The organism is Peribacillus sp. YIM B13477, assembly GCF_042787955.1.
Taxonomy (GTDB): domain Bacteria; phylum Bacillota; class Bacilli; order Bacillales; family DSM-1321; genus Peribacillus; species Peribacillus frigoritolerans.
Window position 1 is genome coordinate 1 of record NZ_JBHZPD010000007.1, and the last position, 23,769, is coordinate 23,769.

At 40.7% G+C, this 23,769-nt stretch carries 22 protein-coding genes; 13 read left to right on the forward strand and 9 right to left on the reverse strand.

The window, feature by feature from the left end; translation table 11 throughout:
* Nucleotides 1–496: 496 nt before the first annotated feature.
* From ACFX4H_RS19185 to dnaA, 8 genes are all read right to left on the reverse strand, one after another.
* Nucleotides 497–988: an HD-GYP domain-containing protein gene (locus tag ACFX4H_RS19185; protein WP_377436039.1), complete on the reverse strand. Its 492-nt coding sequence runs from the start codon at nucleotides 986–988 to the stop codon at nucleotides 497–499.
* A 67-nt stretch (nucleotides 989–1,055) separates the two neighbouring features.
* Nucleotides 1,056–3,608, reverse strand: a complete 2,553-nt coding sequence (gyrA, locus tag ACFX4H_RS19190; protein ID WP_063574565.1) for a DNA gyrase subunit A — start codon at nucleotides 3,606–3,608, stop codon at nucleotides 1,056–1,058.
* Between the two features lie 95 nt (nucleotides 3,609–3,703).
* Nucleotides 3,704–5,629: a DNA topoisomerase (ATP-hydrolyzing) subunit B gene (gene gyrB / locus ACFX4H_RS19195; protein ID WP_034316251.1), complete on the reverse strand. Its 1,926-nt coding sequence runs from the start codon at nucleotides 5,627–5,629 to the stop codon at nucleotides 3,704–3,706.
* Nucleotides 5,630–5,704: 75 nt separating this feature from the next.
* Nucleotides 5,705–5,968 (reverse strand): extracellular matrix regulator RemB, encoded by a 264-nt coding sequence (gene remB / locus ACFX4H_RS19200; protein ID WP_034316197.1) that lies wholly within the window; start codon nucleotides 5,966–5,968, stop codon nucleotides 5,705–5,707.
* Nucleotides 5,969–5,980: 12 nt separating this feature from the next.
* Nucleotides 5,981–7,099: a DNA replication/repair protein RecF gene (gene recF / locus ACFX4H_RS19205; protein ID WP_034316194.1), complete on the reverse strand. Its 1,119-nt coding sequence runs from the start codon at nucleotides 7,097–7,099 to the stop codon at nucleotides 5,981–5,983.
* A 21-nt stretch (nucleotides 7,100–7,120) separates the two neighbouring features.
* On the reverse strand, nucleotides 7,121–7,333 hold the full coding sequence (gene yaaA / locus ACFX4H_RS19210; protein ID WP_034316192.1) for a S4 domain-containing protein YaaA: 213 nt from the start codon (nucleotides 7,331–7,333) through the stop codon (nucleotides 7,121–7,123).
* A 222-nt stretch (nucleotides 7,334–7,555) separates the two neighbouring features.
* Entirely contained in the window at nucleotides 7,556–8,692 is a 1,137-nt protein-coding gene (gene dnaN, locus ACFX4H_RS19215) for a DNA polymerase III subunit beta (protein WP_034316189.1), read from the reverse strand.
* A 192-nt stretch (nucleotides 8,693–8,884) separates the two neighbouring features.
* Complete coding sequence (dnaA, locus tag ACFX4H_RS19220) at nucleotides 8,885–10,234, reverse strand: chromosomal replication initiator protein DnaA (RefSeq protein ID WP_034316187.1); 1,350 nt, start codon at nucleotides 10,232–10,234, stop codon at nucleotides 8,885–8,887.
* Nucleotides 10,235–11,165: 931 nt separating this feature from the next.
* On the opposite strand from dnaA, the gene rpmH reads away from it, so the two are divergent.
* The 11 genes from rpmH to ACFX4H_RS19275 all read left to right on the forward strand — a co-directional run bounded on the left by rpmH (nucleotide 11,166) and on the right by ACFX4H_RS19275 (nucleotide 21,562).
* The gene (gene rpmH / locus ACFX4H_RS19225; protein ID WP_034316183.1) at nucleotides 11,166–11,300 is read left to right on the forward strand and encodes a 50S ribosomal protein L34; all 135 of its coding nucleotides are present in this window, start codon (nucleotides 11,166–11,168) and stop codon (nucleotides 11,298–11,300) included.
* Nucleotides 11,301–11,380: 80 nt separating this feature from the next.
* A complete protein-coding gene (rnpA, locus tag ACFX4H_RS19230) occupies nucleotides 11,381–11,737 on the forward strand; it encodes a ribonuclease P protein component (RefSeq protein ID WP_034316181.1) in 357 nt (118 codons plus the stop codon).
* Nucleotides 11,738–11,911: 174 nt separating this feature from the next.
* Nucleotides 11,912–12,700: a YidC family membrane integrase SpoIIIJ gene (spoIIIJ, locus tag ACFX4H_RS19235; RefSeq protein WP_034316178.1), complete on the forward strand. Its 789-nt coding sequence runs from the start codon at nucleotides 11,912–11,914 to the stop codon at nucleotides 12,698–12,700.
* On the forward strand, nucleotides 12,697–13,317 hold the full coding sequence (gene jag / locus ACFX4H_RS19240; protein ID WP_034316177.1) for an RNA-binding cell elongation regulator Jag/EloR: 621 nt from the start codon (nucleotides 12,697–12,699) through the stop codon (nucleotides 13,315–13,317). The genes spoIIIJ and jag overlap by 4 nt, the downstream gene beginning before the upstream one ends.
* Nucleotides 13,318–13,652: 335 nt before the next feature.
* Nucleotides 13,653–15,038, forward strand: a complete 1,386-nt coding sequence (gene mnmE / locus ACFX4H_RS19245; RefSeq protein ID WP_034316175.1) for a tRNA uridine-5-carboxymethylaminomethyl(34) synthesis GTPase MnmE — start codon at nucleotides 13,653–13,655, stop codon at nucleotides 15,036–15,038.
* A 21-nt stretch (nucleotides 15,039–15,059) separates the two neighbouring features.
* Entirely contained in the window at nucleotides 15,060–16,946 is a 1,887-nt protein-coding gene (gene mnmG, locus ACFX4H_RS19250; RefSeq protein WP_054398447.1) for a tRNA uridine-5-carboxymethylaminomethyl(34) synthesis enzyme MnmG, read from the forward strand.
* A gap of 29 nt (nucleotides 16,947–16,975) precedes the next feature.
* On the forward strand, nucleotides 16,976–17,692 hold the full coding sequence (gene rsmG, locus ACFX4H_RS19255) for a 16S rRNA (guanine(527)-N(7))-methyltransferase RsmG (protein ID WP_034316171.1): 717 nt from the start codon (nucleotides 16,976–16,978) through the stop codon (nucleotides 17,690–17,692).
* Nucleotides 17,693–18,072: 380 nt separating this feature from the next.
* Nucleotides 18,073–18,933, forward strand: a complete 861-nt coding sequence (gene noc / locus ACFX4H_RS19260) for a nucleoid occlusion protein (protein ID WP_034316169.1) — start codon at nucleotides 18,073–18,075, stop codon at nucleotides 18,931–18,933.
* Between the two features lie 260 nt (nucleotides 18,934–19,193).
* Complete coding sequence (locus ACFX4H_RS19265; RefSeq protein ID WP_034316249.1) at nucleotides 19,194–19,955, forward strand: ParA family protein; 762 nt, start codon at nucleotides 19,194–19,196, stop codon at nucleotides 19,953–19,955.
* Nucleotides 19,948–20,808 (forward strand): ParB/RepB/Spo0J family partition protein, encoded by an 861-nt coding sequence (locus tag ACFX4H_RS19270; RefSeq protein ID WP_057278280.1) that lies wholly within the window; start codon nucleotides 19,948–19,950, stop codon nucleotides 20,806–20,808. The genes ACFX4H_RS19265 and ACFX4H_RS19270 overlap by 8 nt, the downstream gene beginning before the upstream one ends.
* A 52-nt stretch (nucleotides 20,809–20,860) precedes the next feature.
* Complete coding sequence (locus ACFX4H_RS19275) at nucleotides 20,861–21,562, forward strand: DUF554 domain-containing protein (protein WP_377436040.1); 702 nt, start codon at nucleotides 20,861–20,863, stop codon at nucleotides 21,560–21,562.
* 48 nt (nucleotides 21,563–21,610) lie between these two features.
* Here the strand turns inward: ACFX4H_RS19275 and yyaC are convergent, their stop codons facing one another.
* The gene (gene yyaC / locus ACFX4H_RS19280) at nucleotides 21,611–22,246 is read right to left on the reverse strand and encodes a spore protease YyaC (RefSeq protein WP_053536995.1); all 636 of its coding nucleotides are present in this window, start codon (nucleotides 22,244–22,246) and stop codon (nucleotides 21,611–21,613) included.
* 371 nt (nucleotides 22,247–22,617) lie between these two features.
* On the opposite strand from yyaC, the gene ACFX4H_RS19285 reads away from it, so the two are divergent.
* Nucleotides 22,618–23,454 (forward strand): mechanosensitive ion channel family protein, encoded by an 837-nt coding sequence (locus ACFX4H_RS19285; RefSeq protein ID WP_098185079.1) that lies wholly within the window; start codon nucleotides 22,618–22,620, stop codon nucleotides 23,452–23,454.
* Between the two features lie 20 nt (nucleotides 23,455–23,474).
* A complete protein-coding gene (locus ACFX4H_RS19290) occupies nucleotides 23,475–23,672 on the forward strand; it encodes a DUF951 domain-containing protein (protein ID WP_034316158.1) in 198 nt (65 codons plus the stop codon).
* The last annotated feature ends 97 nt before the right edge of the window (nucleotides 23,673–23,769 follow it).

Sequence of the window (23,769 nt, forward strand, 5' to 3'; positions counted from 1 at the left end):
GCATGTATTAGGCACGCCGCCAGCGTTCGTCCTGAGCCAGGATCAAACTCTCCGAAGAAATGTTTGACTTGCTCATTCGCTTTTTTGATAGTGTGTGCTCACTTAAAATTTAACGTTGGCGCTTTGTTCTGTTCAGTTTTCAAAGAGCGATTTATCGTCGTTACTTCGTAAGCGACTTTAATAATATATCATCTATATTATTCCTTGTCAACGACTTTATTCTTTCGCTGTCGACTTAGTTATTATATCTAGTATCAGGAATAAAAGCAATAGTTATTTTAAAATAAATAATATTCATCCATTCATAGATTTTAAATACTATGACTTTACCCCTGATCAAGAAGAATAAGCTTAGATTTCAAGAGTGAATTTTTTCTTTAAACATTATGTATTTCTTTATATATATAATTCACGATCCCACTATCCATCACCTTCATGACTGGTCATGTTTGCGAGCCGGCATCAATAAAAATGTTTTCAGCGATGAATCCATTGTTCAGTTTGACCCGGCTTCCCATGGAATAATTAGCGAAGCTGATAACAAGGTTTTAACTACCGCAATATCAAATTTACCAAAGTCATCATGGAAGACCATTTCCAATACCTTAAACGGTGACTGTTTCTTTCTATATGCCCTTTCGGAAGTCATGGCGTGAAGTACATCTGCAACAGCAATGATTTTTGAAAATGAGTTCATGGGCTTTGTTTTCAATCTTATGGGATAACCCGTTCCATCTAACCTTCCATGTTGCTCTAGAACGGCTACCTTCACACTATCCTTAATGATGGAACTATCCTTGATCACCTTGGAGCTGAAGATGGGATGGACATGTATCTCCTTATAATCATCTGCCGTCAGGCTTTCCCTTTTATTTAATAAATTTGGTGGCAGCTTTGCCATCCCGCAATCTGCCAGACATCCTCCAATTGCAGCTTGATGGACATCAGCCCTATTGCACTTCATTTTAAATGCAATACATTGTTTCAAAAAAAATCAAAGGGAATTTCAAAAGGGGCTCGGAATTAAAATTCCGAACCCCTTTTTTAGTAAAAGATTATTCTTCCGTATCTTTTTCAGTTTCTTCATTTTCTTCATTTACCGTAGGTTCAGGATCAGAATCCGGATCTAGAGTTGTTACCGCCTCTATTTCCATGTCTTTTTCTTCTTCTTCTTCCCTTCCTACGATGGCCACCGTAGAAACATATTCATTATCTGCAGATTCGAGTCGGATGAGCTTAACACCCTGTGTATTACGGCCCGTTTTAGAAATGCCTTCGACTTCCATTCGGATCAATACACCAGCTGCTGTAATCAGCATCAAATCTTCATCTTCACCCGTAACTGTTTTCACGGCTATAAGTTCACCATTTTTCTCAGTGACATTACATGTTTTTATTCCTTTGCCTCCACGGCTTTGAATACGGTATTCTTCCGCTGAGGTCCTTTTTCCATAACCGTTTTTCGTAACGATCAGGACTTCTTCATCATCTTCAAGAATTTCCATTCCGACAACTTCATCATTTGTCCCTAAGGAAATTCCTTTTACTCCTGCTGCAGTACGTCCCATTGTCCGTACATCCGTCTCTGGGAAACGAATCATCATACCGGACTTCGTTCCAATTATGATCTGTTTCTCTCCATTCGTAAGTCGGACAGAGATCAATTCATCATCTTCACGTAAACCTAGGGCAATTAAACCGTTATTACGGATATTTGCAAAAGACGATAAAGGTGTACGCTTTGATATCCCATGTCTGGTCGTGAAGAATAAATACCAATCGTCCGCAAATTCCTTCACAGGTATGATTGCATTGACCCACTCGCCTTTATCGACTTCCAACAAGTTGATAAGAGGCAATCCTTTTGCCGTCCTGCCATATTCAGGTATTTCATATCCTTTTGAACGATAGACTTTACCTTTGTTGGTGAAGAATAATAGAGTGTCATGAGTCGAAGTGGTTAACAAGTGACCGACAAAGTCATCTGTATTCGTTCCCATACCCTGTATTCCACGCCCCCCGCGTTTTTGACTGCGGTATGTGGTTGCAGGCAAGCGTTTAATATAACCGTTATGCGTAAGTGTCACGATTATATTTTCCTCTGGGATTAAATCTTCATCTTCAAGGCTTTCAAAGCCGGCTAATGTGATTTCAGTTCTCCGTTTATCATCAAAACGTTCTTTAATTTCAAGAAGCTCTTCACGGATAATTTCAAGAACCTTTTCCTCATCGGCAAGAATCGCTTTATATTCTGCAATTATAGCCATTAATGCCTGATATTCATCTTCAATTTTTTCACGTTCCAGACCTGTCAAGCGCTGTAAACGCATATCCAGGATAGCTTGCGCCTGTTTTTCGGAAAGTGAGAATTGTGTCATTAAGCCTTCACGGGCAATATCTGTCGTTTGGGAACTGCGGATCAACGAGATGACTGCATCCAAATTATCAAGTGCAATACGCAAACCTTCTAAAATATGGGCACGGGCCTCCGCTTTCCGCAGTTCAAATTCAGTCCTGCGACGTATGACTACCTGCTGATGCTCCAAGTAGTAGCGCAGGCATTGTTTTAAATTCAGCACCTTTGGCTGACCGTCCACCAAAGCAAGCAGATTTATTCCGAAGGTGGTCTGCATCGCGGTGTGCTTATACAGGTTGTTTAAAAGGACATTCGCATTAACATCCTTTCGAAGCTCCATGACAATACGCATACCATTGCGATCCGATTCATCCCGTAAGTCGGTGATGCCTTCGATTTTCTTATCTCGGGCAAGTTCTGCAATTTTTTCAATCAATCTTGCTTTATTCACTTGATAAGGGATTTCCTTAACAAGGATTACCTGTTTACCATTCGGTTTCTCTTCAATCTCGACTTTCGCCCGTTGAATGATTGACCCTTTACCGGTTTCATACGCCTTTCTGATTCCGCTTCTCCCTAAAATCAAACCGGCTGTCGGAAAGTCCGGACCAGGAATATATTCCATCAACTCTGGAATTGTAATCTCAGGATTCTTGCTTAAAGCCAATACGCCGTCAATTACCTCACCTAATTGATGGGGCGGAATATTGGTTGCCATTCCTACCGCTATTCCTGATGAACCATTCACCAACAAGTTCGGGAAACGGGCAGGCATGACGGCTGGTTCTCTTTCTGAACCATCGTAGTTATCCTGGAAATTGACCGTATCTTTATTTAAGTCCCGGAGTAACTCCATCGAGATTTTCGACATTCTCGCTTCGGTGTACCTCATTGCGGCAGCTTGGTCACCATCGACCGAACCGAAATTCCCATGGCCATCTACAAGCATATAGCGATAGTTAAAAGGTTGCGCCATCCGTACCATCGTTTCATATACTGCCGAATCACCATGCGGGTGATATTTACCGATAACTTCCCCGACAATACGGGCTGATTTCTTAAATGGTTTATCCGAAGTCATTCCAAGATCGTTCATTGCATAAAGAATTCTTCGGTGTACCGGTTTCAAGCCGTCCCTTACATCAGGCAAAGCCCGCGACACGATAACGCTCATCGCATAATCCAAAAACGATGTCCGCATCTCGGTACTTATATTTATTTCTTTAACACCTGATCTTTCATTTTCTGACATGGAGCCAACCTCCTATTAAAAGCTTATATCTCATTTAAGTTTAACTGTTCGTGCACTATGTAAAGAACAGGATGTAAAAAGCATCCTGTCAAAAATCAGATATCAAGATTTTTTACATAAATTGCATTTTCTTCAATGAAGTTACGTCGCGGTTCCACCTTGTCGCCCATCAGCATCTCGAAAGTTTCATCTGCCTCGGCGGCATCTTTCAAACTGACTTGAAGCAGCGTTCTCGTTTCTGGGTTCATGGTCGTTTCCCACAATTGCTCCGGATTCATTTCCCCCAGCCCTTTATAACGCTGCAGGTTAGGCTTTGGAGTACTTGGCAAACTTGCCATGATTTCTTCAAGCTCGCGGTCATTATAAGCATAATCCACTTTTTTCCCTTGCTGAATCTTGAAAAGTGGCGGCTGAGCAATATATATATATCCATACTCGATGATTTTTCGCATATACCGGTAGAAGAATGTCAACATCAGTGTTCTGATATGTGCACCATCCACATCCGCATCGGTCATGATAACAATTTTATGGTATCTGGCTTTTTCAGTATTGAATTCATCACCAATGCCCGTTCCAAGTGCTGTGATGATCGTACCTATTTCTTCATTGTGCAGGATTCTGTCCAATCGCGCTTTTTCAACATTCAGGATTTTACCCCTTAGCGGCAATATGGCTTGGAAGTGGCGGTCCCGCCCTTGTTTTGCCGAGCCTCCCGCAGAGTTTCCTTCAACGATGTATAATTCGCTGATACTCGGGTCCTTAGAAGAACAATCTGCCAATTTACCTGGTAGATTCGATACTTCCAAAGCACTTTTCCTCCGGGTCAATTCACGTGCTTTCTTCGCTGCCAAACGGGCTCTCGCTGCCATTTGCCCTTTATCTACTATTTTTCGGGCCACGGCAGGATTTTCGTATAAGAAGGCATCAAGTCGTTCCGAAAGAATGGAATCAGTAACCGTCCTTACCTCAGAGTTTCCGAGTTTGGTTTTCGTCTGACCTTCAAATTGCGGATCAGGATGCTTAATCGAAATGATTGCCGTTAAACCTTCCCGGACATCTTCACCTGAGAAATTGGCATCCGCTTCTTTTAAAAGACCATTTTTCCGTGCATAATCATTGATGACACGGGTCAAAGCAGTCTTGAATCCCGATTCATGCGTACCGCCTTCATAGGTATGAATATTATTGGCAAAAGAAAAGACATTGCTGATATAGCTGTCATTATATTGCAGGGCCAATTCAACGGAAATTCCATCTTTCTCGCCTTCCATGAAAATCGGTTCCTCATGCAATACCTCTTTAGAACGATTCAAATGCTCAACATAAGATTTGATACCGCCCTCATAGTGGAACTCCCTGATTTTTTCTTCTTCTTCACGTTTATCTTCAATGATCAGCTTCAACCCTTTATTCAGGAATGCAAGCTCACGGATTCGCGTGGCTAATGTATCAAAGTCATATTCCAAGGTATCCGTGAAGATTTCACCATCAGGAATGAAGTGTACAGTCGTTCCGGTATGATCGGTTTCCCCGATGATTTTCAAATCTTCTTTTGGGATACCACGGTTAAATTGCTGATAATGGATTTTACCTTCACGATGAACGTAAACTTCCAATACCGTGGATAAGGCATTAACTACTGATGCCCCCACACCATGCAGACCGCCGGAGACCTTATAACCTCCGCCGCCAAATTTACCGCCCGCATGAAGGACCGTCATGATTACTTCTACAGCCGGACGTCCCATTTTTTCATGGATCCCCACTGGAATTCCCCGCCCATTATCGACTACGGTTATGCTATTATCTTCTTCGATCGTCACTTTGATTTCCGTACAGAAACCAGCCAGTGCCTCATCAATACTATTATCGACAATTTCCCAAACAAGATGGTGAAGTCCTTTTGCAGAGGTAGTGCCGATATACATCCCCGGACGTTTACGAACTGCTTCTAAGCCTTCTAAAACCTGTATCTGATTCTCATCGTATGCCTGAGCTTGTACTTCTTTTTGTTCCATTGTCATACGTATCACCTACACTTTTCTTTTGGCATTTATCAATTTTCAGGAGTAATTATAACGTTTAGCTACAATTCAAAGAATATCTATATCATCGATTAAGAGCGATGGCTGCAGTGAACGCTTTTTCAAGGTGGACGACGCGAGCGGTGAATAATAAACCTGTTTGTCCGTCACTACAATCGATTTAACCGAGTTTTTTGCTAAATGGGAAGTTACATCGGACTTTTTCTCCAAAAATTCACTCATGATTGGAGAGGCCTGAAGCAGCTTCTTATCTAAAATGGCTATGACATCGTCCGTTTTCACAAGAATGTCTTCACCAATGTGGAGATACATACATTCACCTCATCATTTAACCTTTTTTATACTTCCTTGACTAACATAAAAGGTGGACGCTTCTCGTAGGGTTTGATGATCGATTCCATCAACGGAGGGTGTCGTCACAAATGTTTGCACTTTCCCCTGTATCGTATTCAGTAAATGGGATTGGCGGAAATCGTCGAGTTCCGATAACACATCATCCAATAATAAAATGGGATACTCGCCGATTTCTTCATGGATCAGCTCAATTTCGGCAAGTTTCAAAGACAAGGCAGTCGTACGCTGTTGTCCTTGTGAACCATATGTCTGGACATCACGGTCATTCACAAAAAAAACCAGGTCGTCACGATGAGGACCTACCAGTGTAACACCCCGTTCAATTTCCCTTGTTTTTATTTTATCAAATTTTTCTGTGTATACTTCTATCATTTTCGTCAAATCCATAGATTCTGATACATCAAGCGACGGTTTATATTGGATTTTCAATACTTCTAGATTTCTGGAGATCCCCGAATGAATAGGTTCTGCCCATTGCTGGAGCTTTAAAAGAAACTCGTACCTTCTTTCGACAATTTTCGCTGCATACTGAATAAATTGATCGGTCAGCACGTCAAGCATCGTCGTATCCGTTTGTTTCCGGGTCTGCAGAAGCTTTAAGTAATGATTTCTTTGTTGAAGTATTTTATGATATTGGCTCATATCATGAAGGTATACGGGAGAAACCTGGCCAATTTCCATATCTATAAAACGGCGTCTGACTAGAGGACTTCCCTTTACAAGGTTAAGATCCTCAGGCGCAAACATGACCACATTCATATTTCCGACATATTGACTCAACTTTCTTTGTTCAATATGGTTGCACTTCGCCTTTTTCCCTTTTTTTGAAATGGTCAGCTCAAGTGGTATTGAGGTATTTCTCTTTCTAACTCTTCCCTCTATTTTAGCATACTCTTCATCCCAGCGAATAAGTTCTTTATCATTTGAGGTCCGATGGGATTTTGCCATTGCTAAAACGAAAATGGATTCCATGACATTTGTTTTTCCTTGAGCATTTTCGCCGAGGATAACATTGACTTTATTCTCAAAAGCCAGATTCAATTCGGTATAGTTGCGGTAATTTTTCAAACTTATATTTTCAATATACATATTCCGCTCTTCCCTTATGTTTTAGCTTGTAATTGTGTAGGTGCCAAATCCAGGAATCTCTATTTTATCACCTGATCTTAATTTCCTGCCTCTTCTCACGTCTAATTCGCCATTAATGTAAACCTCGTATTCACTTAAGAACCATTTCGCCATTCCGCCGCTTTGGATCAAATCGGCCAATTTCAGGAATTGTCCAAGCGTAATATATTCAGTATTGATTTTTATGGAGTCCATTCATGCTTCACTCATTTCTAAGTAGTCTTTAATATTTCATTTTACTAAATTAATCCCATTAAGACAAAGTATAGCTTTTTCAGTTCTTGTTTTTAGCGATTGAGAGTCTCGTACAGAATTGAAAAAACGGCAAAGACCCTTTGGAAACCTATGTTTACATATAAAAAAATTAAAGACCTGCTATACAAGCCTTTAATTTTTTTGAAATATTATTATTTTAGCTTAATAAGTCCTTACCGGGAGAATTAATTGCAGCATGGAATCGTCATGTAGCGGACGAATGACAAACGGACGCATTGCACCTGTGAAATTAATTTTTATATCGGAACCTTCCAATGCCTTTAGAGCATCCATTACGAATTTGGCACTGAATGAGATCTTCAGGTCTTCACCTTCAATGGCTTCTGCCTGAACTTCCTCAATTACTTTACCAATTTCAGGAGTATTGGAAGAGACTTCGATTATACGGCCTTCCAGGGTTGTCAATTTAACGACATTATTTCTTCCTTCTCTCGCCAATAAAGAAGCCCTGTCGATCGCTTGAAGGAAATCCTTGGTGTGAACAGTCACATCGGTTTTGCTATCTGATGGAATCAAGCGTGATGTATCGGGATAATTCCCTTCAAGAAGTCTTGAGAAGAATAATAAATTTTCAGCTTTGAAAAGTACTTGATTTTCGGTAATGACGATTTCAATGAGTTCATTTGTATCATCAAGGATTTTACTTAACTCATTCAGACTTTTACCTGGGATGACAACGCTATAGGTCCCGTTAATTTTATTTTCTATTTTGGCTGTTCTCATTGCAAGCCTATGACTATCTGTTGCAATACAGGTCAATTCGTCATCTTGAACCTTCAAGTTTACACCTGTTAAGATGGGGCGTGTTTCTGACGTGGACACTGCAAAGCCAGTTTGGCGGATAAGGGTCTTTAAAAGGTCCGTTGGAAGTTTGAAAATATTTTCTTCTGCAATGATCGGAAGATGAGGATATTCCTCAGGATCCAGTCCATTTAGATTAAATTCAGCTTTTCCCGAGCGAATAATCGTTTGAAAGTTATTCTCCACTTCAATTTCTACAGTATCCATCGGCAGCTTTTTGACAATTTCACTGAAAAAACGGGCATTCAGGACTATACCGCCGCTGCTTTTAACTTCAACTATCTCATCTCCCTCAACCTCAGCAGGAATGAATGATTGGATGGAAATATCAGAATCACTACCTGTTAGAGTGACTCCCTCACTAGTAACGCTTATCTTTATCCCTGTTAGGATTGGAATCGTCGTTCTTGATGTGACAGCTTTCATTACTTCTTGGACACTATGAACTAATCGATCTCTTTGGATTATAAATCTCATGTTTCATCCTCCAATTTTTTATTGCCGAATAGGCATATTTATTAATAATTTTTATTAAAAAAGATAGTAGTAATAGTAGTAGGCCTTGTTGATATGTGGATAAGTCCACTCAACCTAAGGAAAAACAGTCTATCCACATGTGGACAGACTGTGTGTAAGTAGTCGCCAGTTATTCACATTATCCAGAATCCATTATACCCTCAGCTGGTCCTGGATTTCCTTAACCTGACGTTGAAGCTGGGTGTCCGTTTGCATGAGTTTGGAGATTTTTTCATGCGCATGGATGACGGTCGTATGATCGCGGCCTCCAAATTCATCACCTATCTTGGGCAGGGATGAGTCCGTCAATTCCCTGGAAAGATACATGGCAATCTGTCTTGGAAAGGCCACGGATTTAGTCCGTTTTTTCGCCTTGAAATCCTCAAGTTTGACACTATAATGTTCACCGACCGTCTTCTGGATTTCCAAGATGGTGATTATTTTAGGTTTTGAGCTAGGAATGATATCTTTTAATGCTTCAGCTGCCAAATCGGCATTTATATCTTTATTGATCAATGAAGAATAAGCGACGACACGAATAAGTGCACCCTCAAGCTCACGAATATTGGAATCGATTTGGTTGGCTATATAGAGCATGACTTCGTTCGGGATATCAAGACCCTCAGCTTTTGCCTTTTTACGCAATATGGCAATCCGCGTTTCCAGATCAGGTGGCGTGATATCCGTAATCAAGCCCCACTCAAACCTTGAACGGAGGCGATCCTCTAGTGTAGGTATCTCTTTTGGCGGGCGGTCACTCGAGATGACGATCTGTTTGCTTTCTTCATGCAGCGCATTGAATGTATGGAAAAACTCTTCTTGAGTTTGTTCTTTTCCCGCAAGAAATTGAATATCATCAATTAATAAAACATCCACGCTTCGGTATCTATCACGGAATTCCCCAGCTTTATTGTCCCGGATCGAGTTGATGAATTCATTCGTGAACTTTTCAGACGATAAATAAACGACCTTCGCATTCGGATTATGCTCTAGAACATAATGCCCGATTGCATGCATTAAATGAGTTTTTCCAAGGCCGACGCCCCCGTATATGAATAAGGGATTATAGGCTTTGGCCGGAGCTTCTGCGACAGCGAGAGACGCGGCATGGGCAAAACGATTGCCGGAGCCGATGACAAATGTATCGAATGTATTTTTCGCATTAAGCATATGCTGTGGAAATGCAGCATGCTCTTTATCCTGTTTTTTTATCTTTTTAGGCTGAACAGGAACGGCAAAATCATCATCTTCTTGATTGGGGGGAATGATGAATTTTGCTTCCAATTCCTCACCGGTAAGTTCAAACAATACATCGGAAATAAGATGGGAATAGCGTTCTTCAAGCCAATCCCTGGCAAATTCATTGGGAGCGGTGACTGTTAATGTATCACCTTGCAGTAAATAAGCCTTGGTTGATTTAAGCCAAGTTTCAAAGCTTGGTTTACTGATTTTCTTTTCGATTTTTCCGAGCGCCTGGTTCCAGAGGCTATCGATGTTATCCAAACTTATCCCTCCTTTGCAAAAAAAATTTTAATCATTGTATCTAAATGTATAGGCACAAATAAACTCATCGATTGCCGTCTTCATATTAATTTTGACAGCAAAGGTTCGGTGAGCTGTATTAAGGAATTTTTGTGTTGTGTAATGTGAAGTGCCCAAAACTATATCTTGCGCTGTACAACCTTTGTACAGACTACATCTGGTGAGCCAGTGCAGATTTGAATGTTTATTCATCAACAGGTATTTTAAGAAATATATAATAAAGAAGAAAAAAGGGTTTTCGACAATATCCACCATCTGTGGACAGATTAATATACACAGGTCGGATAAACTATCCACAAGTTATTCACAGTCTGTGGATAAACGTTACCTGTTGATAAAGTTATTCAGAGTGAAAACACAAATATAATATCAGAAATTCAGGCGTCTTGCAATGGGTTAGAAAACTTTATCCACAACTTACCGGGCTTGTGGGAAAAACTTTTCCACAGGCCATTGTTATGTGCAAAAGTCTCTAAAATGGGATGTGGATAGAAAAAAACATGTCGAATTTTATCCACAGACCATGATTATAGGCTCGAATTAATTTGATATGAACCAGGTGTTCAAGCCGGAAGACCTGCATGGGGAAAGATCGAAAGGGATTCAGGTTCGTTCTTATAATTTGTCGAATGGTGTGTCGTAAGGGAGGATTACTTGCGAATCTATATTCGTGCCCATGGATAAAATGATGGAAATTTCCCTTTCCCCAAAAATTTCTATATCAGTTCGGAGCAAAATCATTTACAATAGGCTAGGTAGTAAAAAAAGGCCTACTGGACATTGAGCATTAAAAAAAGAAATTTTTTATGGATGAGGTTGACAAGTAGAAACCTCCATCTATATAATTGTAAAGACTGTCTTTAACTGTTATTCCTCAGGGAGGTGTCATATAATGAAAAGAACTTATCAACCGAATAACCGCAAACATAGTAAAGTTCACGGTTTCCGTGCACGTATGAGCACGAAAAACGGACGTAGAGTAATCGCTGCACGTCGCCGTAAGGGCAGAAAAGTATTATCTGCATAGACCACTGAAAAGTCTCAGTGGTCTTTTTTCGCAAAATAAGGGATTTACTGAGACTCAATTCATGTAATGAAGGTGTAAAAATGAAAAAAAAGTTAAGGATTAAGAAAGAGGATGAATTTCAGCTTGTGTTTAAAAAAGGTGAATCTTCTGCTAATCGGCAATTCGTTGTCTATGTCCTTGAAAAGCCGGGTCAGGATCATTTTAGGATCGGCCTTTCTGTCAGTAAAAAAATCGGGAACGCCGTTATGAGGAACCAAATTAAAAGATACATACGGCAAGCGTTTTTGGAATTGAAAGAAGATATAGAAGAGGGTAAGGATTATATTGTGATTGCTCGAAAACCAGCGGCGGAGATGGACTTTTCCCAGGTGAAAAGCAGCTTGATACATGTCCTGAAACGTTCTAAATCACTAAACTTTAAAATGAAAAAACAATAAAGTCCCCTTAATATCGAATAAGACTCCTCGTATCATATGGTTACTTGAGTAAGATGACATAGAAAATTCCGATTGTAACTGTGGAAAAAGTGGATTACTTTTCCTTGAAATCTTCTAATAAACAGTTCACAATTGTTTCAAAAAAGATTGATTGCAGTTAGGAGGAAATTACGGTTGAAAAAACGAATATTACTCATTATTGGACTAGCCTCGATAATGATGCTGTTGGCAGGGTGTACGGAAATTAAAGAACCTATTACTGCGGATAGTGAAGGTTTTTGGAATTCATACATTGTCTATCCATTATCAGCCCTGATCATCTGGCTTTCTGAAGCATTGGGCGAGAACTATGGTTTGGGAATCATCGGTGTTACACTAATCATTCGCTTAGCAATACTTCCATTAATGATCAAACAGGTGAAAAGCTCGAAAGCCATGCAGGCCATTCAGCCTGAAATGAAAGAACTTCAAGCTAAATACAGCTCAAAAGATGCTGCCACACAACAAAAACTACAGCAAGAAACAATGGCTCTATTTTCGAAATATAATGTGAATCCATTGGCGGGATGTTTGCCGATATTGGTGCAAATGCCGATTTTGATCGGATTTTACCATGCAATCAGCCGTACGGAAGAAATTGCTTTACATAGTTTTCTTTGGTTTGATTTAGGTTCCCCGGATCCTTATTATATTTTACCGGTCGTTGCTGGTATCACCACTTTCATCCAGCAAAAGATGTCCATGGCTGGAATGAACTCGAATCCACAAATGGCGGCACAAATGACGATGATGCTTTACATCATGCCAATCATGATTGTTGTATTTGCTATTAATTTCCCCGCTGCTCTTTCTCTTTACTGGGTAGTTGGTAACATTTTTGGTATCGTTCAAACATATTTCATCAAAGGTCCGGATCTTAGAAAAGCAGCTGCGGAAAACGCGGGAGGGGCAAAGAAAAAGTGAAAAAAGTGACTGCTACAGGACAATCTGTCGAAGAAGCAGTAAATTTAGCTTTAGCTCAACTGAACAGCACTAAGGATCGCGTGGAGATTGAAGTAGAAGATGAAGGAAAAAAAGGGTTTTTTGGTTTATTTGGTGCAAGGAAGGCAATCGTCCATGTGACATTGCCTCCGGATCCCATTGAAGAGACACTTGGATTTTTGAAGAATGTCTGCGTCGAAATGGGAGTCAATGCACAAATAAATGTCACCCGTAAAGGTAAGAACGTAACATTCCATTTATCAGGTGATAAAATTGCATTATTGATTGGAAAAAGGGGTCAAACACTAAATTCACTTCAGTATTTAGCACAGCTGGTAGCAAATCGATATTCGAAGCAGTTTTTGAATATTACCGTAGATGCAGAAGATTATCGAAGCCGCCGCAATGACACCTTAATCCAATTGGCTGAAAGAATGGCAAATAAAGCCACGAAAACAGGTAAAGCTGTTTCACTGGAGCCGATGCCATCCTATGAACGTAAGGTCATCCATAATGCTCTGCTGGATTATCCAAAAATAAAAACAACCTCAAGTGGGACGGAGCCATATCGTCACTTGGTCATCACTCCACTTAAATGAACCTTCTGCCTTTAAGCAGGGGTTCTTTTTTTTAGGCCCTGAATGTCGAATATTTTTTTTGCGAATTTTCCATTCAACAATAAGTGACAAACTTTTTATATTTTCTTGATCCTTAAAGGGGAGGGAAGAAATTGAAGCGGGCGATATTTGTTATTCACATGTGGATAAGTTAAAATGGTTGTTACAGAATATGGATTGATGGCGTGTGGATAACTCTTGGAAGGAAGGAGTATCTACTTTTTTTCATGAATATACTGTGGTATTGTAGTAATTTAGGATTCGACGATTTTATTATCAGAAAAAAATAGAACCATCAATATATAAGAGGTGAAAGCATGGAATTCGATACAATCACCGCTATCTCTACTCCCTTAGGGGAAGGGGCAATCGCCATCGTTAGAATCAGCGGTGATGAGGCCATAGAAATAGCCGATAGGATCTTTAAAGGACCAGGTGGAAAAGGATTGCTTGAAGTGAAATCACATACGATTCATTATGGCCACCTTATCCAGCCTAAAACAGGTGAAATCATAGAGGAAGTCATGGTTTCGGTCATGATGGGTCCAAAGACATTTACAAGGGAAGATGTAGTTGAAATAAATTGTCACGGTGGAATCGTTTCGGTCAATCGGGTACTGCAGCTTATTCTCTCACAAGGTGCTCGTTTAGCGGAACCTGGTGAATTTACGAAACGGGCTTTTTTGAATGGCAGGATCGATCTTTCCCAAGCTGAGGCCGTTATGGACTTAATCCGTGCTAAAACGGATAAAGCCATGAATGTTGCATTAGGTCAAATGGAAGGCCGGCTTTCGAAATTAATCCAAAATCTGCGTCAGGAAATTTTACAGACCCTCGCTCAAGTCGAGGTAAATATAGATTATCCGGAATATGATGATGTCGAAGAAATGACGCATCGTTTATTTTTGGAAAAAGGCAGTTATGTTAAGCATGAAATAGAGAAGCTGCTTCACACGGCCCAACAGGGGAAAATACTTCGGGATGGACTTGCGACCGTTATCATAGGTCGTCCTAATGTCGGAAAATCTTCATTGCTTAACAGCTTAGTTCATGAAAACAAAGCGATCGTCACTGATATTCCAGGTACAACACGTGATGTTATTGAAGAGTATGTCAATGTTCGCGGTGTACCGCTTAAACTTGTCGATACAGCAGGAATTCGCGAAACGGAAGATATCGTTGAACGAATTGGAGTTGAACGGTCTCGTGCAGTATTAAAAGAAGCGGATTTAATATTGCTTGTATTGAACTATTCCGATGATTTCACTACTGAAGATGAGAAACTATTCCAAGCGGTTGAGGGAATGGATGTTATCGTTATCATCAATAAAACAGACCTTCCACAAAAAGTCGATATGGCAAAAGTTAAGGAAATGGCGGCATCCCATAAAGTTGTTACGACTTCATTACTGGAAGATCGAGGGGTCGATGAATTGGAAGAAGCGATCGCTTCTTTATTTTTCGAAGGTTCTTTAGAAACGGGAGACCTGACCTATGTGTCCAATGCAAGGCATATAGCTTTGCTGGGACAGGCATTACAGGCTATCGAAGATGCAATTGATGCTATTGAAATGGGTACGCCGGTTGATTTGGTTCAAATCGATTTCACGAAAGCATGGGAGTTACTTGGAGAAATCATTGGCGAAAGCGTTCAGGATAATTTGATCAACCAATTGTTCTCTCAATTTTGTTTAGGAAAATAAGCGTAAAAGGAGGAAAAGGATATGCAATACGAAGCAGGTAGCTATGATGTCATTGTTATTGGTGCCGGTCATGCTGGCAGTGAGGCGGGCCTTGCAGCTGCAAGAGTAGGAGCTAAAACGTTGATGATCACCATTAACTTGGATATGGTCGCCTTTATGCCATGCAATCCCTCCGTCGGCGGGCCGGCAAAAGGGATAGTCGTTAGGGAAATTGACGCTTTAGGCGGTGAAATGGGAAGAAATATCGACAAAACCCATATTCAAATGAGGATGCTCAATACGGCAAAAGGTCCGGCCGTTCGTGCGCTGCGGGCGCAGGCAGATAAATTTCTCTATCAGCAAGAAATGAAAAAGACGATAGAAGACCAAGAAAATTTGACATTGATTCAAGGAATGGTAGAGGAATTAATTGTTGAAAACGACGTATGTACGGGTGTCATCACTAAAACAGGTGCGGTGTACCGTGCGAAAACTGTCGTAATTACGACGGGAACATATTTACGCGGTGAAATCATTTTAGGGGAACTGAAATATTCAAGCGGCCCTAATAATCAGCAGCCTTCCATCAGGCTTTCCGAACACTTGGAGCAGTTAGGATTTGATTTGGTCCGTTTTAAAACAGGAACGCCTCCACGTGTGAATAGTTCTTCCATAGACTACAGCAAAACGGAAATTCAGCCTGGCGATGAAGTGCCTCGTGCCTTTTCTTATGAAACGACAAAGTTCATAACGGATCAATTACCATGCTGGTTAACGTATACGAATGAGGGTACACATCAGCTCATTGATGAGAATCTACACCGTTCACCAATGTATTCCGGAATGATTAAAGGAACCGGACCGCGTTATTGTCCATCGATAGAAGATAAAGTCGTTCGTTTTAATGATAAACCACGGCATCAAATCTTCTTGGAACCTGAAGGTCGCAATACAAAGGAAGTTTATGTGCAAGGTTTATCCACCAGTCTGCCTGAAGATGTGCAAGTGAAAATCCTGCAAACAATTCCGGGACTTGAAAAAGCGGAAATGATGCGTGCTGGATATGCAATTGAATATGATGCCATCGTTCCTACGCAGCTATGGCCTACACTTGAAACGAAGAAAATCAAAAATCTATATACTGCAGGTCAAATTAACGGGACATCCGGTTATGAAGAAGCAGCAGGACAAGGATTGATGGCCGGTATTAATGCAGGATTGAATGCAATGGGTAAGGAAGAACTGATTTTAAGCCGCTCGGATGCCTATATTGGTGTTCTCATTGATGACCTTGTAACGAAAGGTACGAATGAACCATACCGATTGCTGACTTCACGTGCAGAATATCGTTTATTATTGCGTCATGATAATGCCGATCTACGCTTAACGGAAATTGGATTCAATATCGGAATGATCAAAGAAGAACGCTACAAACGTTTCCTTATGAAAAAAGAAGCGGTAGAAATAGAAAAGGAACGATTGAAATCAAACTTCATCAAACCGACCAAAGAGGTGCAAGAAGTCATTACTGCAAGTGGCGGCAGTGAATTAAAGGATGGAATCCGTGCCTCCGATTTATTGAAAAGGCCTGAAATGGATTATTCCCATATTCAGAAGTTGGCGCCAAGTGATGTCGAACTGAGTGAAGAAGTGACGGAACAGGTCGAAATCCAGATCAAGTATGAAGGATATATCGAAAAATCCTTGCAGCAAGTCGATCGCCTGAAAAAAATGGAGAACAAAAAGATTCCAGAGAATATCGATTATGATGCAATTTCTGGTCTTGCAACGGAAGCACGTCAAAAATTAAAGCAGGTCCACCCGCTATCAGTAGCTCAGGCTTCAAGAATTTCCGGTGTGAATCCCGCTGATGTTTCCATTCTGCTTGTTTATTTGGAACAAGGTAAGATTGCCAGAGTATCTCAGTAACGGAAATACCCGAAAAGGATTGAAAAAACATGAATATTGAACAGTTCCAACAAGCACTGCTGGAGAAAGGGATCGAGCTTTCTCCTCAACAGCTTGATCAGTTTGACACGTATTATCGATTATTGGTGGAATGGAACGAAAAGATGAACTTAACAGCCATCACAGATAAAGAAGAAGTTTATCTAAAGCATTTTTATGATTCAATCAGTGCAGCCTTCTATTTTGACTTTAACGAATCCTATCGAATTTGCGATGTTGGGGCTGGAGCTGGATTTCCGAGTATTCCATTGAAGATTTGTTTCCCTGATATCCATGTCTCGATTGTGGATTCCTTGAATAAGCGAATTTCTTTTTTGAATCACCTTGCGGATTCATTGCAATTAAAGGGAGTTTCCTTTTATCATGACCGGGCGGAAACCTTCGCCCAAAAACCGGAGCATCGCGAATCCTATGATATTGTCATGGCGAGGGCTGTAGCCAGGATGTCGGTTTTAAGTGAACTATGTTTGCCGCTTGTTAAACTGGATGGGACGTTCATTGCCATGAAAGCGGCTAGTGCACAAGATGAAATGGACACAGGGAAGAAGGCCATTTTTACATTAGGCGGAGAAATCGAAGAAATTCATCCTTTCACATTGCCAGAGGAAAATAGTGAAAGGAACATCATTACTGTAAAAAAAGTGAAGAAGACTCCTAAAAAATACCCTAGAAAACCAGGGACACCGAATAAGCAGCCTATTGAATAACTTCTGTACGATGAGTATGTTTTCATAGTAAGAGCAGAGGATTCAGATATATATGGCTGGTACTTGCCCTTATTTTCTTTTACTATAAATGTATGACCTTATTATTTTCACTTAATACTGCATTTGCCAACAAGAAGGCATTTTCGGTACAGGTTAAGACGTGTGCCCTTAGCTTGCTGATTCAGGGAAATAATTTTGGGAAAGCCGGCCGATATTTATAAAAACTGGCCGTCGACCCTCATTATTGCCTTGATGGCGCCAGTCGACATGTTTTTTACAGTGAAGGGACATATGTATAACCATGTCGGGAAATGTATGCAGGACTTGTCCTTTAAATAGAGAATATGTTATTTGGGAGTTTTAAAAGGTGGTGTAGGAAGATGAAGCATCCTTTTTCGCGGTTCTTTGGGTTTGGCGAAAAAGAAGAAGAGCAACTAGAGATGGAGACACCTAGCAATAATAATGAAGAAATAAGAAAAATTTCCATTTCCGACATTGTGCCTAATCGATTTCAACCAAGGACCGTTTTTAATGACGATAAAATTGCCGAATTGGCTCAAACGATCCATACACATGGGATCATTCAACCAATTGTAGTAAGGGCTTATGGTCAGGGAAAATATGAAATCATTGCAGGTGAGCGTCGTTTCCGGGCCATGCAAAAGCTTGGCTGGGAATTGGCACCTGCTATAATCAAAGATTTCACCGATACAGAAACGGCTTCCGTTGCGCTGATAGAAAACCTTCAGCGTGAAGAACTGACACCGATTGAAGAAGCTTTGGCTTACGGAAAACTATTGGAGCTGCATAGTTTAACCCAAGAAGCCCTGGCACAAAGACTGGGAATTGGTCAATCTACCGTGGCGAATAAGCTTCGGCTGCTTAAGCTGCCGCAGGAGGTTCAGGATGCACTTCTTCAAAAGCAAATTACGGAACGCCATGCCCGCTCGTTGATACCGTTAAAGAGTCCTGAAAAGCAGTTGAAACTGCTTTTGGAAATCATCGAAAAAGGGTTAAACGTCAAGCAGACCGAAGAGCAGGTCGTCAAGCTCTTAACGGGTACTGTGCAGAAGCCGAAACCTAAGCGAAAAGCGTTTAGTAAAGACATGAGGATTGCCGTGAATACTATCCGCCAATCACTCAGTATGGTTACAGACAATGGAATAAATCTGGATGCAGAGGAAGAAGAATTCGAGGAGTATTATCAGTTCACGATTAAAATACCCAAGAAAAAAACTTGATTCCCCATCCTTAGCCCGCTTGGTAGTCTCCGATTACCAAGCTTTTTTTATTTTCTCTCCAAAACTGGCATTTTCCACTTTTATAACATTCAATTTTTCCTGGATTTTTAATGCTTTTAGAAGTATTTCAAATTTTAAGAGGAATTTCAGAAAACGATTTCTTCCAGTAACATTCATGATAAAATAGAAAGAAATAATTGGATTCACGGTAAAAATCAATAGATATAGCGTCATGAAGATAGTTGAAAGCGGGTGAATTCGTGGGTAAGATTCTCGCCATTGCCAATCAAAAGGGCGGTGTTGGAAAAACGACAACTTCTGTCAGTTTAAGTGCTTGTCTTGCATACATTGGACAGAAAGTCTTAATGGTCGATATTGACCCGCAGGGAAATGCGACAAGCGGTGCAGGTATTGACAAAGCAGATGTGGAACAATGTATTTATGATGTATTGGTTGATGATGTTGAGGCCAGTACCGTTATCATGGAAACAAAGGTGGAAAACTTATATGCTATACCTGCGACAATTCAACTTGCAGGTGCAGAAATTGAACTTGTTCCAACCATCTCAAGGGAAGTCCGATTAAAAAGGGCGTTAGAAGAGGTGCAAAGCCAGTATGATTACATTGTGATTGACTGCCCTCCATCATTGGGTTTGCTTACGCTTAATGCCTTAACGGCTGCCGATGCTGTTTTGATCCCAGTACAATGTGAATATTATGCATTGGAGGGTTTGAGTCAACTATTGAATACGGTCCGCCTCGTCCAAAAGCATTTGAACCATGATTTGAAAATCGAGGGTGTGCTATTGACGATGTTGGATGCAAGAACAAATTTAGGTCTCCAGGTCATAGAAGAAGTCAAAAAATACTTTCAGGATAAAGTCTACCAAACCATCATTCCCCGCAATGTCCGTTTGAGTGAAGCACCGAGCCATGGAGAACCGATAATTATATATGATCCAAAGTCACGAGGGGCGGAGGTCTATCTAGAATTGGCAAAGGAAGTGGTATCAAATGGCTAAAGGGCTTGGCAAAGGACTTAACGCACTTTTCAACAGTGGGGAGATCAGTAAAGATGAAATCGTGCGCGAAATCAAATTAAGGGAATTAAGGCCAAATCCTTATCAGCCCCGAAAGAGCTTTCGGCTAGAAGCTATAGAGGAATTGAAGCAATCCATCATGGAGCATGGGATATTACAGCCGATTATTGCCCGGAAAAGTATTAAGGGATATGAAATCGTGGCTGGGGAAAGGCGTTATCGTGCTGCCAAGGAAGCCGATTTAAAGACAGTTCCAGTCGTTGTGAGGGAATTGAGTGAACAGCAGATGATGGAACTGGCCATTTTGGAAAACCTGCAACGGGAAGATTTGAATCCGATCGAAGAGGCTGCCGCTTATCAAACGCTTCTTGAAAAATTGGAATTCACCCAGGAGCAGCTGGCCAACCGGCTGGGGAAAAGCCGACCCCATATTGCGAACCATGTTAGATTACTATCTTTGCCTGAAGGAATTAGGAAATATATATCCGACGGTGAAATTTCCATGGGACATGGCCGGGCATTGCTGGGTTTAAAGAAAAAAGAGATGCTCAAGCCGGTAGCGGATAAAGTCCTCAAGGAAGGGATGAATGTCAGACAGCTGGAGCAGTATATACATCAATTGAATGATACCGTTTCACGTGAAACCAAACCTAAGAAACAAGAGAAAAAAGATATCTTCATAAAGCAAAGGGAGACAAGTCTGCGTGAAAGACTAGGAACGAGCGTAACGATAAAACAAAGCAAGAAAAAAGGAAAAATAGAAATAGAATTCTTTTCAAAAGAAGATTTAGAGAGAATTTTGAACTTGATCGATCAAGAGAACCTTTCCTCTTAGCTCCCCTTATGAAAAGATCATGAAGACATATGCAGAAAATTAGGTGGATGAGATGGTATTATTAGGGGCTTTGGTGAACGGTGCCTGCATTTTAATCGGCTCGATTTTAGGAAGGTTTTTACAACATATACCTGAGAAGATTAAAGAAACGGTCATGAGCGGTATCAGTTTAGCCGTGATGGTTTTAGGTTTGCAGATGGGGTTTAAAAGCGATAATTTCCTTGTTGTCATTTTAAGTATTGTCGGCGGGGCGGTCCTCGGTGAATGGATGAATCTTGAGGGCAGGCTTAATTCTTTAGGCAATTGGATTGAACACAGGATGAAAGCGAAGGAAGGAACCTCGATATCTCAGGGGTTTGTAACAGCTACGCTCATATTTGGGATTGGGGCGATGGCCATTATCGGTGCCCTGGATAGCGGTATCCGGAATGATCATGACGTTTTGATAACAAAAGCGATAATCGATGGATTCACAGCACTTGTCCTCGCAAGCACGTTAGGCATAGGGGTACTTTTTTCAGCATTTCCTATCATTCTTTATGAGGGATTCCTGGCGGTTTTTTCAAGGCAAATCAATACGATGATCCCATCTGCATTAATGGATTCCTTCATATTGGAAATGACGGCAACTGGTGGAGTCATGATTTTGGCGATTGGTTTGAATATTATCGGTGTCACCAAAATCAGGGTGGCGAATCTGCTTCCGGGCATAATGATCACTGCCATTCTGGTTACTTTCATGTATTATGCATAAAAAAAAAAGGAAGGGCTGGCCCCTTCCTTTTTTTTATGAAAAAACCGATCAAAGGGTTTTTTCTTGCTTGAATGACCATGTGAAAGGAGTGATGGAAGGTTTTATTGGATAATGATTTTGTGCTTCATAAATCCCCTCGGCAATGGTTTTCGCCATTTTTAGCACAAGATTAAGACGCGTGTTCTGCAAGACCATGAACTCCATGAATCCACTTACATTCACGATTCCTGTAATATGGGCATTTCCGACGGAAGGAAGGTCTTTATTGACCCCGGCACCCGGCTTAACTGGTCCCTGGCCGATCTGAACGATGCCGACGCTTTTCATTTTCCCCAAGCAAGCATCGATTCCGACTATAAAGGCATTGGCATGCAGCTTTTTAATTTCATTTAATTTTTCCTGTAAATTCATCGCATGTATAGGGTCATCCAGAGTACCATAAACATGGAATGAAGAAGAACTGTTTTCAGCCTTTTCACTAAGCAGAGTGCCGACAAGTGGTCCGAGTGAATCGCCTGTGGAACGGTCTGTGCCTATGCAGACGATGACGATTGGTTGAAGCTTTCCTGTTGGGAGGAGGTTGATTAATTCCTGGGAAATTTGTTTGGATGCATCCGTATCTTCATGCAGGATGCGACTCAATCTATTTTTATTATTATTAAATAGACTAGAATTCAGATTCATCGGCTCAACTCCTTTACTTTATTTGGTATTACAGTATACGGATAAAAAGGGGAAAATATACGGTATTTAACATGATGGGTGAGGGAATTTTTTGCAAAACATGCAAACAGGTGAAGGGGATATGAATCGATGTTATCCTCTACCAATTGCTTTCATCTATACTTTCTAGTAAATAATCATTTGAATGTTCGGGAAAAAATTTCTAAATTCTATTAACTATATACCCATAATTTTTTTGTACAGAAACCATTATTTATTGATAAAATAGAGAAAATCTCTCTATTTCATGGTTACCTCCATGCATGGAGGGTAGAGGAATACGTCGAAGATATAATAGTTTTGCTGTTATTTGCATTAGGCAGGAGGAAAATATGGATCGCATTTATGATAGCGTTGCAAAAGAGATATTGGATGAAAAGATATGGCTGCTGATGGGCGAGGGGATTATTAAAATCTTCCTTGTTCTGCTGTTATCGCGTATTATTATTACAATAGGAAAGACTATTCTGAATAAATTTTTCAAAGCACGTTTAAGAAGTCCCATTCGGGTAACGGAACGCAGGGAAGCGACACTCATTAAATTGCTGGAAAATATCATTACCTATGTCATCAATTTCATTGCCTTGTTGATGATTCTGGAGATTCTTGGTCTTCACGTAATGCCATTACTCGCTGGTGCCGGTGTTCTCGGTTTGGCCATTGGATTTGGCGCACAAAGTTTGGTCAAGGATATAATTACCGGGTTTTTCGTTATCTTTGAAGATCAGTTCTCGGTCGGGGATTATATTAAAATCAATACTTTTGAAGGGGAAGTCCTTGAAATCGGGCTTCGTACGACGAAAATTAAAAGCGGTGCAGGTGAATTGCACTTCATACCCAACGGCAGCATCATCCAGGTTACGAATTATTCCATTTTAAATAGTATGGCAATTGTTGATGTGACCATACCTAACGATGGATCGACCGAGCGTGCTGAGAAAGTGCTGATTGATCTTTTAAACAGTATGGAAGGCAAATACGAAGCCTTGATCAAAGCACCTGAATTTTTGGGAATTGAAAAAATCAGTCCTGAAGAAATCGTCTTTCGGATTAAAGCGGAAACAAAGCCGATGCATCACATTGAAATCAGTAGGATATTAAGAAAAGAAATAAGTGCTGCGCTTGATGCAAGTGGGATTAAATCTACGTACAATGGCAGCGAGTCATAGGAATTGGGGGGCTCATGATTATGGAGGAAAAGGAATTTGCACTTAAGGATATTGTGGAAATGAAGAAACCACATCCCTGTGGAGTGAATAAGTGGAGAATTATACGGCTCGGAATGGATATCCGGATAAAATGTGAAGGATGCGGTCATAGTGTGATGCTGCCTCGACGTGAATTCGCGAAGAAAATGAAAAAAGTTCTGCAAAAGCATGAGGAGTGATCATGCTTTTTTTTTGGAGTGAAAGTAGTCCGGCGTTTCTCATGATTTACTTGTCTTTTTAGGAAGCGAAATCTATAATTGGGAAAGGTTTAGGTAT

What these genes read in the sequence shown, in the direction of transcription:
- yyaC (WP_053536995.1), bottom strand. Translation starts at nt 22,246, where the DNA reads ATGAATCTGAATTCTAGTCTATTTAATAATAATAAAAATAGATTGAGT.
- recF (WP_034316194.1), bottom strand. Translation starts at nt 7,099, where the DNA reads ATGTATATTGAAAATATAAGTTTGAAAAATTACCGCAACTATACCGAA.
- gyrB (WP_034316251.1), bottom strand. Translation starts at nt 5,629, where the DNA reads ATGGAACAAAAAGAAGTACAAGCTCAGGCATACGATGAGAATCAGATA.
- rsmG (WP_034316171.1), top strand. Translation starts at nt 16,976, where the DNA reads ATGAATATTGAACAGTTCCAACAAGCACTGCTGGAGAAAGGGATCGAG.
- yaaA (WP_034316192.1), bottom strand. Translation starts at nt 7,333, where the DNA reads ATGGACTCCATAAAAATCAATACTGAATATATTACGCTTGGACAATTC.
- mnmE (WP_034316175.1), top strand. Translation starts at nt 13,653, where the DNA reads ATGGAATTCGATACAATCACCGCTATCTCTACTCCCTTAGGGGAAGGG.
- dnaN (WP_034316189.1), bottom strand. Translation starts at nt 8,692, where the DNA reads ATGAGATTTATAATCCAAAGAGATCGATTAGTTCATAGTGTCCAAGAA.
- gyrA (WP_063574565.1), bottom strand. Translation starts at nt 3,608, where the DNA reads ATGTCAGAAAATGAAAGATCAGGTGTTAAAGAAATAAATATAAGTACC.
- mnmG (WP_054398447.1), top strand. Translation starts at nt 15,060, where the DNA reads ATGCAATACGAAGCAGGTAGCTATGATGTCATTGTTATTGGTGCCGGT.
- rpmH (WP_034316183.1), top strand. Translation starts at nt 11,166, where the DNA reads ATGAAAAGAACTTATCAACCGAATAACCGCAAACATAGTAAAGTTCAC.
- noc (WP_034316169.1), top strand. Translation starts at nt 18,073, where the DNA reads ATGAAGCATCCTTTTTCGCGGTTCTTTGGGTTTGGCGAAAAAGAAGAA.
- ACFX4H_RS19270 (WP_057278280.1), top strand. Translation starts at nt 19,948, where the DNA reads ATGGCTAAAGGGCTTGGCAAAGGACTTAACGCACTTTTCAACAGTGGG.
- remB (WP_034316197.1), bottom strand. Translation starts at nt 5,968, where the DNA reads ATGTATCTCCACATTGGTGAAGACATTCTTGTGAAAACGGACGATGTC.
- ACFX4H_RS19275 (WP_377436040.1), top strand. Translation starts at nt 20,861, where the DNA reads ATGGTATTATTAGGGGCTTTGGTGAACGGTGCCTGCATTTTAATCGGC.
- ACFX4H_RS19285 (WP_098185079.1), top strand. Translation starts at nt 22,618, where the DNA reads ATGGATCGCATTTATGATAGCGTTGCAAAAGAGATATTGGATGAAAAG.
- ACFX4H_RS19290 (WP_034316158.1), top strand. Translation starts at nt 23,475, where the DNA reads ATGGAGGAAAAGGAATTTGCACTTAAGGATATTGTGGAAATGAAGAAA.
- rnpA (WP_034316181.1), top strand. Translation starts at nt 11,381, where the DNA reads ATGAAAAAAAAGTTAAGGATTAAGAAAGAGGATGAATTTCAGCTTGTG.